General features: G+C 40.7%; 12 protein-coding genes and 1 tRNA gene. 7 read left to right on the top strand and 6 right to left on the bottom strand.

All coding sequences use genetic code 11. The features are described from left to right. Positions 1–9: 9 nt before the first annotated feature. From FFM78_RS08155 to FFM78_RS08145, 3 genes are all read right to left on the bottom strand, one after another. Entirely contained in the window at positions 10–642 is a 633-nt protein-coding gene (locus tag FFM78_RS08155; RefSeq protein ID WP_263390749.1) for an NAD(P)-dependent oxidoreductase, read from the bottom strand. 358 nt (positions 643–1,000) lie between these two features. Then, on the bottom strand, positions 1,001–1,189 hold the full coding sequence (locus FFM78_RS08150; protein ID WP_137637949.1) for a hypothetical protein: 189 nt from the start codon (positions 1,187–1,189) through the stop codon (positions 1,001–1,003). A 93-nt stretch (positions 1,190–1,282) separates the two neighbouring features. Next, positions 1,283–1,355, bottom strand: a tRNA-Asn gene (locus tag FFM78_RS08145). Positions 1,356–1,637: 282 nt separating this feature from the next. Here FFM78_RS08145 and FFM78_RS08140 point away from each other — a divergent pair. From FFM78_RS08140 to FFM78_RS08120, 5 genes are all read left to right on the top strand, one after another. Continuing rightward, positions 1,638–2,072, top strand: a complete 435-nt coding sequence (locus FFM78_RS08140; RefSeq protein ID WP_137637948.1) for an Lrp/AsnC family transcriptional regulator — start codon at positions 1,638–1,640, stop codon at positions 2,070–2,072. Positions 2,073–2,082: 10 nt separating this feature from the next. Then, positions 2,083–2,376: a MazG-like family protein gene (locus FFM78_RS08135; RefSeq protein ID WP_137637947.1), complete on the top strand. Its 294-nt coding sequence runs from the start codon at positions 2,083–2,085 to the stop codon at positions 2,374–2,376. Positions 2,377–2,537: 161 nt separating this feature from the next. Beyond that, on the top strand, positions 2,538–3,215 hold the full coding sequence (locus FFM78_RS08130; RefSeq protein WP_137637946.1) for a type 1 glutamine amidotransferase: 678 nt from the start codon (positions 2,538–2,540) through the stop codon (positions 3,213–3,215). A gap of 79 nt (positions 3,216–3,294) precedes the next feature. Continuing rightward, positions 3,295–3,984, top strand: a complete 690-nt coding sequence (locus FFM78_RS08125) for a zinc metallopeptidase (protein ID WP_137637945.1) — start codon at positions 3,295–3,297, stop codon at positions 3,982–3,984. Between the two features lie 467 nt (positions 3,985–4,451). Next, positions 4,452–5,993 carry a helix-turn-helix domain-containing protein gene (locus tag FFM78_RS08120; protein WP_137637944.1) on the top strand — a complete coding sequence of 514 codons (1,542 nt, stop codon included), beginning with the start codon at positions 4,452–4,454 and terminating at the stop codon, positions 5,991–5,993. A gap of 66 nt (positions 5,994–6,059) precedes the next feature. On the opposite strand, the gene FFM78_RS08115 is transcribed toward FFM78_RS08120, so the two are convergent. After that, positions 6,060–6,980, bottom strand: coding sequence for an aldo/keto reductase (locus FFM78_RS08115; protein WP_137637943.1), 921 nt, complete (start codon positions 6,978–6,980; stop codon positions 6,060–6,062). Positions 6,981–7,137: 157 nt separating this feature from the next. On the opposite strand from FFM78_RS08115, the gene FFM78_RS08110 reads away from it, so the two are divergent. Then, a complete protein-coding gene (locus FFM78_RS08110; RefSeq protein WP_137637942.1) occupies positions 7,138–8,574 on the top strand; it encodes a gamma-glutamylcysteine synthetase in 1,437 nt (478 codons plus the stop codon). A gap of 97 nt (positions 8,575–8,671) precedes the next feature. Here the strand turns inward: FFM78_RS08110 and FFM78_RS08105 are convergent, their stop codons facing one another. Further along, the gene (locus FFM78_RS08105; protein WP_137637941.1) at positions 8,672–10,792 is read right to left on the bottom strand and encodes a TcaA 3rd/4th domain-containing protein; all 2,121 of its coding nucleotides are present in this window, start codon (positions 10,790–10,792) and stop codon (positions 8,672–8,674) included. A 174-nt stretch (positions 10,793–10,966) separates the two neighbouring features. After that, entirely contained in the window at positions 10,967–11,437 is a 471-nt protein-coding gene (locus FFM78_RS08100; RefSeq protein ID WP_137637940.1) for a hypothetical protein, read from the bottom strand. Between the two features lie 575 nt (positions 11,438–12,012). Between FFM78_RS08100 and FFM78_RS08095 the strand changes: the two genes are divergently transcribed. Then, positions 12,013–13,623 (top strand): putative polysaccharide biosynthesis protein, encoded by a 1,611-nt coding sequence (locus tag FFM78_RS08095; protein WP_137637939.1) that lies wholly within the window; start codon positions 12,013–12,015, stop codon positions 13,621–13,623. Positions 13,624–13,856: the final 233 nt, after the last annotated feature.

The following is a 13,856-nucleotide window of genomic DNA, read 5'->3' as shown; positions in this document are numbered from 1 at the left end:
AATGTGGCATTAAAAAAAATGCTGCGTGCTCGCTGTCAGCGGCATAACATTAACAATCACATCTGTTTGTGCCAATGCGCGCGGCGCAGTCGTCATTGTATAAGTTGCCGCAAAATATGGCGCCGCATGGCCGCTACGATTAACACCACTGACGTGCATCCCCACTGCAGTGGCTAATTCCGCAATTCGTTGGCCAATATGACCAGTTCCATAGATCAACAAGTTTTTATCTTTTAAAGTCGTCAACCGATGATGTTCTGGCTTTTGCCATTGCGCCTTAGTTTGCTGTACCGCCGACTGTTGCAAACCACGTACATGCATCAATAGCATCCCTAACACCGATTCAGCGATTGATTCTGCATGGATGCCGCTAGTGTTAGCCAATAAAATATGCTCCTGTTGCAATTGTGCTAAAGGCAGTGCATCCACACCGGCCGAAATCGTTTGAATCCATTTAACTTGATGATCAGGTAAAGCTAGTATTTGTTGCCCCATTTGATTCCAACCATAAATAATATCAATTTGGCTTAACGCAGAAGCTGTCATTTTATCCGCCGTCAAAAGCCGCACATCGGTAGGTAATTCTTGTTGTAAATGTGATAACGCATCATTTTGTTTAACTAAAGCTAAAATTGTTGTCATCCTTAATCCCCCTTGCTTCTTTTTAAGTTAATAACTATTATTACTTAACCTAAGTATACTGCTACCTAGACTTAGCAGTACATTTAAGTCTGCTTTTAGTTTATTTTCAAATTTATATGCAGAATTCATCATATTTTCTTCACATTTCTTCTTTATAGTAGGTAGCATAGATAAACAGAACGCTTCAGCCAATCAAATTTGATTCACTTTAGCGGCACTGTTGATCTATACCCAACAACCAGATAACCCTAACTTTTTCATTCTCCTCCAAAGTATGAAAAAAAGAGTTTACGCCCTCCCAACGTAAACTCACCCCAACTCCTTTTTTTGCCACCGGTCACCCAGCCGGTGGCTTTTGTTATTTCTGGAGTAATGCGCCGATCACAATAGCGCAAACCATTGCTGCAGCGGCAGCATACAATACATAACGACTGACTTTAGGTCCACGCACACGCTCATGTTTAGTTAATAAATATACCCGGTAAACGATCAAACCTACGGTAACGATCAAAGCCACATAAAACAAGCCTACGAAAAATGTTATCACTGGGCAACCCTCGGTTTCTATTAAAAATTTTGTTTAGTCTATTATCGCAAAAAAATAAAAAAAGACCAGTAGCAATCGCTACTGGTCGAATAACTCCGGCTGTCGGACTCGAACCAACGACATTCTGATTAACAGTCAGACGCTCTACCAACTGAGCTAAGCCGGAATAACAAAACTGAGTATATCTATTCCAGTTTAGAATTAGCCCGGATTTTGATTATATTTGCTTAAGAAAAACAGCAAGTCAGGCTACGAAAAGCAATCCCTTTAATGTGCACTGCACAATCGCTTTATATGTTATAAGATATCACAAACAACTGGTTTTGTGATATAATGCGGCTAAGTTCTTATTTTCATGCCTTTTTTAAGCATCGCTTTTAGTTTTACTAAAGAATCCACTGGAAAATTCACTTTATCACAGGCTAAGTTCTAATTGGAGGGTCATTATATGGACGCAACAGATCGTAAACTATTGAATCTTTTACAAAAAAATGCACGTACTTCGTTAAAAGATCTTGCACAACAAGCGTTTATTTCGGCACCAACAGCTGCAACACGGTTAAATCATTTAGAACAAACATTGCTGCACGGTTATCAGGCCCAAGTGGATTATAAGACTTTAGGATATGTAATAAAAGCTTACGTTAGTTTAGATCTTCAACCAACGCAAAAACCACAATTTTACCGTTTTGTAAATAGCACAGCCAACGTTTTAGAATGTGATTGTATCACCGGCCAGTATTCTATGATCATGAAAGTGATCTACCGCTCAACTGAAGAATTGGATGATTTTATCAATCATTTACAACAATTCGGTCGAACGACTACTCAAATTGTATTCTCCAATGTAGTTGCTGATCGGGGCATGCAAATTGAAGACTAGCGGAAATAATATGGATAAATTATGGCAAACGATCAAGTTGCTTTCACAGCAAGAACCAAAAACTTTAGAACAACAAGCAATTAAATTAAGCGAAGAAGTTGGCGAAGCGGCCGAGGCATTGCTTTCAATGGAAAAAGTCTCCGGTGATGGCTATAAACATTTATCAACTGCAGATGCCAAGGAGGAGTACGTCGACGTTCTGTTAGTCACTTGTGCGCTACTCCAAAAATTGGATACTAGCGATGCTGAATTAACTGCCCTGGTGCAACGTAAGTTAGCTAAATGGCAAGCCAAACAAAGTTAATGCATTGTTCATCACCGCAAGATATGCTATGCTTTTTTGGGAAATCTATGCTAACTAATTTTACTTTAATTACTAAGTAGGCCAACGCTCTGCTGGTATGTCCGCCTGAAGCAGTAAGATGCACTTTTTACCCTAATCGTGTAATAGAAAGGAACCTTTTCATGACCGGAGTTATTAAAATCGCTTATCTATATGAAGACTTAATGAATACCTATGGTGACAGCGGCGACGTTAAGATCCTTAGTTACCTGTTAAAACAACGGGGCTACGAAACTCAAGTTGATGATGTCAGTATCGACACACCAAAATTTAACGCCCAGGACTATGATTTCCTTTTTTTTGGCGGTGGTCAGGATTTTGAACAGACAGTTGTCGCCAAAGATTTATTACGCCATAGCCAAACCATTGCGGATTATATTGAAGCCGGCAAGCCAATGCTCGCAATTTGTGGTGGCTATCAATTACTAGGCGATTATTACGAAACTAGTGAAGGGACGACAATTAAGGGGCTAGGTATTTTACCACTGCACACTGTTTTTAAAGCGGACGCGCGCATGATCGGTGATACCGAATTTGAAACTGAATGGGGCACAGTCAAGGCTTTTGAGAATCACAGCGGTCGTACTTATTTTGACGATAATGTAAAATTAAAACCCTTAGGCAAAATGATCACTGGTTATGGTAACAATCCAGAAGATGGGGTTGAAGGTATGCGTTACAAGGGGACAATCGGCAGCTATGCTCACGGTCCACTGCTAAAAAACGTTAATTTGGCAGCCGCTATCGCCGACCAGATCATCAGTAATCATCAAGCACGCCTAGCTACAGTTCAAGCTTAATCCGTCTTTAGACTGAGTACTTTTCACCACGATTTTGACATAATAAACTCACTATCACTCTGAAAGGTCGTGACTAACTATGTTTTTTTGGGATCCTACTTATATTTTAGTCATTATTGGCCTATTGATCTCAATGGCCGCTTCAAGCTACGTTAATCGAACTTTCCGCCGTTATGATGAAGTCCACAGCCGCAGTAACGTCACGGGCACCGACGCGGCGCGCTACATCCTTCAACAATCTGGAATTACCGATGTTGATGTACAAGAAATTGCTGGCGACCTGACTGATAATTACAACGGTCAAACTAAGATCCTCAGTTTATCTGCTTCAACAGCACAATCAACTTCTGTTGCTGCCATTGGTGTTGCCGCCCATGAATGTGGTCACGCAGTTCAAGACCAGCGCAACTATATCCCCATGCGGTTACGAACCGCGATCGTTCCGGTAGCCAATATTGGCTCGACGTTGTCTTTTCCGTTGATCCTGTTAGGTGTTATTTTAGGAATGAACCATACATTGATCAACATTGGGATCGCTGCTTTCTCACTGGCATTGCTTTTCCAATTAGTTACACTACCAGTTGAGTTCAATGCTTCCCGACGAGCAATCCAAATTCTTGCCACTGGCGGCATTTTGGCTGCGGATGAAGTGCCAATGGTACGCCGTGTATTAGCTGCTGCTGCTTTAACTTACGTAGCAGCGGCCTTGGCCACTTTCCTTCAATTATTACGGTTGCTCATTCTATTTGGTAACAACAATCGTGACTAAGTTTTAGCGCTAAAAATAGTTGACTTTACTTAAGAATTTCAACAATAATGTTGAAATTCTTTTTTTGTTGCCTTTCAGGTTCGGTAAACTAATATTTATGATCATAGTTTTAATCAAGCACTAATAATACTAAATTAAAATTATTTTTCATGCGTCTATCTATGATTATTAATTAAATTGTCCATGATTGAATTGGTCAAAAACGACCAATAATTTTGACTTGATTAGACCACCAGCTAGTCAATAACCGTTTATATTTAATTTACGTCAAAAATTTATTATTAATTTCATATAATTTTGAGTGAAAATTTCTCAATAAAGTGTTACTATTTTGTATGTGGTTTACAAATAACTTAGAATATTATTAAAATTCAGACTGCAAGCAACCGAATAGCTTAATCAATTTAAGTGATTAAATATATATGACTACTGATCAGACTTAATGATTTCTGGAGGAAATAATTAATATGAACTTTGAACAAATGATGCTAAATGATCGTGCTTATCAATATTTTCGTATCTATAGTACCCTGATCTCCATGCGCCAAGATGTTTACTCAATCAATGATATTGCCCAACGCGTTGACCTACCTTATCCCAAGGCCTATAAATTGACTCAAGGTTTAGTTGATGAACTGACTTTGATCGACCCAACGGCCAGCTCATTGATCGCTGATAACGGGAGCCTAGACACCACTCATTTAACGGTCGATTTAAATACCTTGCGCTATCATTTGATCTCAAATCAATTACCTTACCAAGCTATTTATTATTTAGTGACCGAAGATGAACCTTCAATCGATGATTTCTGCAAACGTTATGAAACCAGTCGTGCCACAGTATTCCGTAAGATCAAGCCTTTAAATGATCAATTACACATCTTTGGCTTACACTTTACTTTTAGTCACATGAATATTGTTGGTGACGAACGTAAAACGATTCTTTTCTTATTCTGTATTTTCCGTTTAGCTACTGAAGGTGTGATCTGGCCTTTTGGTGAGCATTTAGAAACACTAGCAGTCGGTGCGCGCGATCAATTTATGACCCGTTTACAGGTTCCTAGTGAATTTGAAAGCTCAGATGTTTTTCCACTGATCTTAGCCGTTGCCAGCTTACGAATGCACCAAGGTAACTTTGTTCAGGATGATCAGCGCTATGAGATTTTGCTGAAAGGAAATCAAAATTATGACGCTCATTTGTTTGATCTCGATCTGATCGATGAACGCCATTACCCTGATTTTACAGCTGCACGCAAGCAGGCCGCCTTACATTTTGGCTATCAATTATTGAACTTGTTGCCGATTTTCCGTAAGGATGACGCCTATCTGCAAACCACTTTGGATTACTTTTATTGCCAACGAAATTTGGTTTGGCAATTTGCAACTGAGTTCTTAAATTACATGCAAGAAAATAGTTTTAAAGTCAATAAACGTTTAGTTTTAGACCGCGTTTTATTAGGAAATGTGATCAACGTCTCCTTAACTAGTTATTTGTTCAACGGGGTAACGCCTAGCTTAACGATCATTGCCAACGCCGAACGCAATATTTTAACTGGTGGCTATGATTATGCGGAGCTATACCACGAAATCGGTGATTATGTGGCCAACTTACCAGAAAAATATGCTGATTTCCAAGGAGACCGTGAACAATTAGTGCAATCATTGTACCAGTTGCTATTACCGATCTACACGGAGCACAAGAAGGAATACCATCTGCGCGTCGGCTTAATGATCCCTGGTGATAGCATGCTTTATCGGCGTTATTTCGATCTTTACAGCGGCTTTAAATACATTGATATCGAGCCTTATGATACCACCGATTTTGCCGATTATGATTTGATTTTCACCTCATCAGTTTCATTTTATTTAGACGTGACTAATCACGCTGACAAACGCGTTCTTTATTTCCATCAAGGCTCTGCCGAATCAGAAATTTCACCATTACTTCGTGCGCGGGAGATTTACCTGCAGAAATTCCCGACCTTACCTAATATTTATGCCGCCTATTAACCAGTTGTTTCACTTAGACGATACAAAAAGCATTTGGAATGAAATTTCCAAATGCTTTTTGTGTTTCTATGGTAAATCATTGCCAGCGGCTAAATAAACGTCGTACCATTCCTGATGGGTCAACTCAACATCCGAGCCCACCGCCATTTGCGCGATCCGCGTCTGATTCATACTACCTAGGATCACCTGCATATGGGCTGGGTGCCGCAGGATCCACGCTACCGCGATCGCATTTTTTGTGACCTGGTATTTATCCGCTAATTTTTGTAATTCAGCATTTAATTCAGCAAACTTTGGATTATCAATGAAGACACCTTCGAAGAAACCGTACTGAAATGGACTCCATGCTTGGATCGTCATATCATGTAAGCGCGAATATTCAATAATGCCCCCATCATGATCAACGCTGCGAGAATCAGTCATATTAACGTGTATTCCGGCATCAATTGGACCAGTATGCATAATGCCAAACTGTAATTGGTTGACGATCAATTTTTGCTGTACACTATGTTGTAATAATTCAACTTGTCCCGGATTCATGTTACTGACCCCAAATTGCCGTACCTTACCTGCATTTTGCAAGTCATTGAAAACTTCCGCGATCGCTTCCGGCTCGATCAGTGCATCCGGTCGATGCAACAATAGCGAATCCACATAGTCAACGCCTAAACGCTGTAGGCTACCATCGACGGCCGCCACTAAATGCGCCTTTGAAAAATCATAGGCGTGATCTAAAATACCGACTTTAGTTTGAATCAGAATGTCTTCGCGCTTAATATTTGATTGTCGTAAGGCCCGACCAAAACGTGTCTCACATGCGCCCTTTCCGTACATATCTGCGTTATCAAAAAAATTAATACCATTGGCAACGGCAGTTTCTAAAACCTTTTGAGCCGCAGTATCATCCGCTAAGCCATCAATACGCATAACACCTAGTGCAACATTAGAAGCCTTTAACCCACTGTGACCAAGATCAACAAATTTCATATTTGTAACCTGCTTTCTAAAGATCAGCTTTACACAATAGACAACAGTTTAATTTTAGCATTTCACTTTTAATTGCGCATTAAATTTTGTTTTTTAATACCACTTTAGCCTAGAAATCTGTATAATAAATTCAATCCCAAATAAAGTGGTGATCGTTGTGCGCAATCTGTTAGTTAATCCGCAACAAATAGCTTTACTGCAACAAAGCCAATTAGGTGTTGAAGTGGAAGAACACCGAATCGATCAAAAGGGCCATCTGAGCCAGAGCGCCCATCCCGCAGCTTTAGGTGACCGTCGTTCACAACCTTACTTCCAATCCGATTTCGCCGAAAGTCAGGCTGAATTGATCACTGATCCACACCGTTCAATAACTGCCTTAAGCCGGCAATTAGCAACCTTACAAATGATCCTCACTCGGGCGCTGCAACCAGGTGAACTGATCTGGCCGCTGTCGCTGCCACCTACAGTTAATACCACCGAATTAGCTTTTATCGCTCAGCATTTTGAGCGCCCAACTTACCAAAATTATCGCGATTATTTATTAGAAAAATACGGTATCCAACATGAGATCACGACTGGCAGCCACGTTAGCTTTAGTTTACCAGCCACTTTATTAGCCGGCCAAACCATTATGGCTCGTAATGAGCTTTACTTTCATATTGTCCAAAACTTCATGCTAAGTCGCTGGTTGCTTACTTATTTGTTTGGTGCCAGCCCGCAAGCTGCGCCTAATTATTTCACCACGACGCCAACTGCGCTACTGCACCCAGTACGCAGTGTACGTAATAGTGAATATGGCTTCACTAACGCTGCTTCTGAACAAGTTGCTTATACTTCACTAACTACTTATTTAAATGGCATCAGTGCCGGTATTCGTTCTGGCGAGCTGTATTCCCCTCACGAATTTTACGGACCAGTGCGTCTAAAGGGCCAAGAAGACCTTAGCGCCTTATCTGACCAAGGCATCACCTATTTGGAATTTAGGATCTTTGATCTAGATCCTTTTAGTAGCAATGCACTTAGTTCAACAACATTACGCTTTTTCAAAGTGTTCTTAAGCTATCTAGCAGTGCGACCGTTACCAACAGATCTGGCTACCGCATTAGCCACTGCACACCAACGTAACCGAATCACTGCTTTAGAAGTACCCCAAGCACATTCAGTTTTTGCCACCGCAATGGCGGCCTGGTTACAGCCGCTCCAAACATTTAGTCAAAGTTGGCCGTTAAGCTATCGGCAAGCAGTGGCTGCAGTACTCCAGCGAGTAACGCGGCCAGAGCTGACGCCTAGCGCGCAAATCATGAAAAGCGCGGCCACCACTTCAATGACTGCCTTTGCCCTCAAACAAGCGGCAGCCCATCACCAACAACGTAGCCGTGCCCTGCTACCTGAAGCAACGGGCATGACGATTGAGCAGCAAGATTTATTAATTGCGGCTTACCAACGTGGACTTCATATCAAACATCAAGGTACGCAGCTCCTTATTTATGATCGGCAGCGTGAAGTCACTTTGCAGCAGATCATCCTTAACGGCCTATCTGCCACCACAAGACTCGCTCAACTATTTCCAGTAGTTACCCGTAGAAGTTCTTAAAGTAAGTAACATCTAGCTTTTAAAAGCATTTTGATTATAAAACACCAAAATAGGAATTACGCCACTTCGGCATAACTCCTATTTTTCTAAGCATTATTTAATTGGCATTATTATCAGCAGTTTTTTCTTCATGGCTACCAAAATCAATAACCTGGAGATTCTTACTGGCACTGGTTAAATGCGCACCTGTATAGCGATAAGTCTGGATCCGGGTTTGTAAACCAGCTGTTTGAACATAGCTAGTTGTATAGGTGACCGTAAAATTAACTGTCGTCTGATCATTACTGGTCAACACTTGTTCCACCTGAACTTTAAAATCAGTATGGTCGATGTTACTATTACTGTCCCGCGCCTGACTAATAAAAGTTGCCAATTTTTTATAGGCTGCAGCGTTAGTGCCGTTCTTGAAAAATGCAGCTAAGGCAGCAGTATTGTTGGTATTATTAGCATTGGTAGCATTTCCAGCTGTTTGATAAAGCCGATTCAACAGATCCTGAGTCTGAGCTTTAGTTGGTAGATTGGTAAAATTAGCGTCAATACTTTGATTAGTCGCTTTTGTCAGCGTCACTGCCTTAGTCTTGACCGTTTTACCAGCAATTTGTGTTTCTAAATGTAATTTTAAATTAGCTTCCCAGTTTAAAGCAGGTAGTTTTAACTGTCCATTTTGCAACGTGCCCTTATTTTCATTATTGACGTATACAGTTGCATTGGCCACATTACTGTGTACCACCGGCGTCACGGGCTTTAACGTCATATCGATCGTTTGTGCGTCGGCTACTAGAAAAGTTGGGTGTACCGTTCGTGACAACGTTTTGTCACCACTTTGTGCTTCAACCTTTAGGGTATAAGTTCCTGGAATAAACGGACCAATTTTCTGTGTTGCTGCAGGTTTCTTAGCGGTCACGTTTTGGCCATCTAAATAAATTGATGGCGCGGGTAGATCAGTGGAGATCGTACGATAAGTTGGTGTGATCGTCAATTGATAAGCCGTAAAAATAAAATGGTGACCCTCTTTAATAAAACCTAGGGTCCCATCCTTAGTTGAACTAGCTTGTTTTAATTGTGCCTTACTTTTTTTTAAGTATTGCGGGTTAGCCTTGGTGAAACGTACAAAAGGGCGGCTATTACCTGGAGTTAACCGTAGATCAGTACTGCTACTGGCCATGATCTGACTGACCTGACTCGGATTATTAGTCGCTAGCACCGCAAAAGCGCGATCTAGCTGTGCCCCACGACTAAAATACTGTTGGCCAAAAACAAACGCACCTAATAAAATCACCACGACGATAATCGCAATGATCCACCACTTACGTTTACTTTTATGACTACTGTGGCTTGGTTCATCCTTTTGTGTGGCCGTTGGTTTCGCAGCTGGTTCATCCGGTTGTTCACTTGCGGTCGCTTTGGCAGTAGCATCTTGCTTTAATGAAGCTGCGGCACGTTCTTCTGGCGTAATTGCTCGCTGTGCCGTATACGAGGCCGCTGCATCGTTTGTTGTAGCTTTTTCATGCCGCGACATTCGCGTGGCGGATTGTGCCGACGAAGCAGCCGTCGATTCAAGCTTAAGATCCTCTGGTAAGAGATGCGCCTGATTGCTATCAGTGGCAGCACGGACCTGATCCACAATATCACTGATATCTTTAGTCTTGTCAGCAATGTGCGCCTCACGGCGACTGGATAATGAGGCACTCGATTCAGGCTGTGCACTAGCCGGTGATCCTAGGTCTTCTGGCATCAACTGCTGAGTTGCAGCCTTTAATTTAGCAATAACTTCTTCAGGGTTTTCATCGGCTTGGATCGCCGATAAAATTGCTGCTGCAGAGGCAGCACTTTCGATCACCCGCTCGTCAACGTTTGGCAGTGCACTATCTGGCGTACTGGTTGCTGAAGCGGCAGTGGAAGTTGCTGCCTGACTTAAAGGTGAATTTTCACTAGCAGCAACTGCACTAGCCGAGGTTGCCGCACTAGATGTGGGTGACGCAACTGAAGTAGCACTTTGCGCTTCACTAGTAGGTGTTGCGGACGCTGATGTGCTTGTCGCAGGTTGCGGACGACCTTCGCGATAAGCGACTAAGTCAAATCCACAATTGGCGCACTGCTTATCGCTCGTCATGATCGGTGCACCACAATTAGGACAGAAAAACTCCCCGGCGCCTAAATCCCCCAGGTCCGTCGCAAAAAGATGTGTATTCATTTTTAATTGTGACAATCGATTCATGGACGTGGCTCCTTCTTGTAAATAAAGTTGATTCCCAAAATTAAGAATCATTCTAACATTACCATTGATTGGCAACGCTTTTTTTAATTATATCACGTAACTTGCTACTATAAGAATAGCATTAATTACGTTATGCTTCAATTTCACTTTAATAACAAAATTAAACGTGCTCACTCATTCTTCAGCAGGAGCATCGGCAGCCGCTTGTAACTCGATCAGCTTTTGTTTGATCGCCGTATCGATTTGGTCAGCAATTGTTTCCGGTGCCTCTATAAAAGCCGCGACACTGCTGATTTGATCAATTCGCATTCCAGAAGCATTCAAATTAGCTGCTGTCGTGATCAAATAAAGATTCACCGGTCGCTGTTCCTCGGCATTGGTCAGTAACGCAATTTTGTCAACTAATTCATAAGGCAAATTAATAATATTTGCTTGAATTTCAATCATTGCCGGTTCAACAAAAGGTAAGGTGATCTTGATCTGGCTGATCCGGTCGGCCGCTAGTTGTTTCTGTAGTTGCGCATAAGCAGCCGTTAATTTGGTTAGATCCGCTTTCTTAATATCGGTGGCCGTCAATTCTACTTCAGTCGTCGTATACTGTTCTGCGCGGATCGCCGCGATAAATTCTTGGCTTTGCATTTCCATTCGGTAAAAACCTCCGCTTCAATATAACGATATTGCTCATCCGTTATTTACCCGTCTAGTATAACCTAGGTTTTCTATTCCCGCCAGCAAAAAAAGCGACTAACGTTGATACACGACTTAACTTTTATCGACATTTAAGTTTGCAAATATTAGATACAACAAACCGAGCTTAATCCCAGCCCCATTTAAGAACGCGGTAAAGAAAGTAGCTAGAATCTGCGGCAATCCTTTATCACTCTCGCGAATCAAATAATATCATTCATCTGAATTAAGAGAATTATTGTATACCTAGATCTAGACACACACTTCAAGAAAACTAGCTAAGTCCAAATAACCAAGTTTGTCAATTGGGCCACTAGACAACATATGGCAAACACAATTTTAATATAATGAACTTGACGGCCCTTAAGGCAAGGACAAAAGCTTTGCCGGTTGCCTCGTCTAAAAAGCAGGTCTCCTATCAACATGTTCGCATCAACTAATGTTCTTGTTCGACCGTCATCAATGATATACTGTGTCACGGAAGCCTATTTAATAATCTTAAGTAGTTAAAAACATCTAAATGAGGTTTAGTAATGAAAAATAAAATGCTTGCCGGCACCTTCTGGATGTCTTTTGGTAGTATTTTCTCTCGAGTACTAGGCGTTCTATACATTATTCCTTGGCTATTAATGTTAGGTTCAGTGCAAAATCAATATAGTGCCCAGGCGCTATATAATACGGCCTATACACCCTATGGTCTGTTCCTTGTCCTAGGTACATCGGGCATTCCGACTGCTATTTCTCGAAAAATCGCGATTTATAACGCACAAAATCGTTTCTTAGATAGTAAAAAATTATTTCAGTCTGCATTACTCTTCATGGCAATTTCTGGGCTTATTTGTGGTGGCCTTTTCTTTATTTTGGCTCCATTAATTGCAGCTGCATCACCAATAGTCAACAAAAGTGCAGCTACAACAGTTATTCGCTCCCTAGTACCGGCATTGCTGATTTTACCACTCATGAGTGTAACACGTGGCTGGTTTCAAGGAAATCAAGATATGAAACCATTTGGCTTATCACAATTACTTGAACAATTTATTCGAGTAATTTTTATTTTATTGGCTACTTTTACTAGTTATACTTTGCTACGGCAATCACTTACAACCGCCATCGCCTTGAGTACTTTCGCTGCTTTTATTGGTGCATTAGCCAGTTTAAGTTATCTTTATTATTACTTGCGATCACAATCAGGTATTTACCGGCAACTTAGTGCAGAGAGTTTACCGGCCAAGCCAGCAAAAAACCTACGTTTATTTAAAAATATTTTTAAAGAAGCGCTACCGTTTGTGTTCGTTGGTTCAGGAATAACACTCGGTCAACTGATTGATCAATTCACATTTATGCAAATAATGGCGCAGTCAACACATTGGACACAAACTCAAATTCAGAATTTATTCACCTTATTTTCGGCCAATCCAAACAAAATAACTACGGTAATTATTTCGCTAGCGTTGGCAATCGCCGAAACTACATTACCAATTTTGGCCGGGGCTCAGCATAATCAAAAAAAAGTTAGTCAAATTATTGAGGATAATTTCAAATTACTATTCGGCCTCTTAACCCCAACTGTCATCACATTAAGTGCCTTGGCTGGACCAATCAATACAATTTTTTTCGGTTATAATATACGAGGTAGCCATTTAATGAGTTTTGCAATCATGATTAGTTTTATACTAGCAATTTTCACTGATATTTTAACTTCATTGCAAGCTGTTGGTAAACACCGTATTGCTGTATTACTATTAGTGATCGGTTTGCTAATCAAAATACTGATTCAATATCCACTGATTAACCTTTTTTATGACTATGGTGCCTTATTAGCAACGGCCATCGCCTTTGGTGTACCAGCTGTTCTAGCAGTACACTTTCTCCTACAGGAATGTAGCGTCACTCGGAACTTTGCCAATCTAACTACACTAGTTAAAATTAATGCCATATATATTGTTGTGATCATTATTCTTCAATGGCTGTCATCTTTAATTTCTTTAAGCAATACTAGAATTACTCAATTTGTATTTTGTTCAATCTTTACGTTAATCGCAGGCGTAATTTATTGGTGGCTACTCTCATTTTCCGGTTTATCTGTCCAATTTTTACATTTAAAGAAGCGCTATCAACCAAAACATTTAAAAAATAGGTCATGAAGTAAACCTCATGCTTTATTTTCACTTGGCCGATGTTCGTTTAGCCATAACAATCTATACGTAATTTTAAATGGCTTGGTACAATACCCATCGCCCCCTTTGTAATGTAGAAGTCTTAAACGTAACTATAATTTTTCAAACATTCCATATGTTAGCATCAGACAAGATATCACTGTTTTCTAAAAATTTTGAGACTCATTTTTTTCATGCTCAACACATTATGTCATCTCTTA

This window comes from Loigolactobacillus binensis, from assembly GCF_005405165.1.
Taxonomy (GTDB): domain Bacteria; phylum Bacillota; class Bacilli; order Lactobacillales; family Lactobacillaceae; genus Loigolactobacillus; species Loigolactobacillus binensis.
Note: the sequence above shows the minus strand (reverse complement) of the source record. Positions and strands in the feature narration are given on the sequence as shown.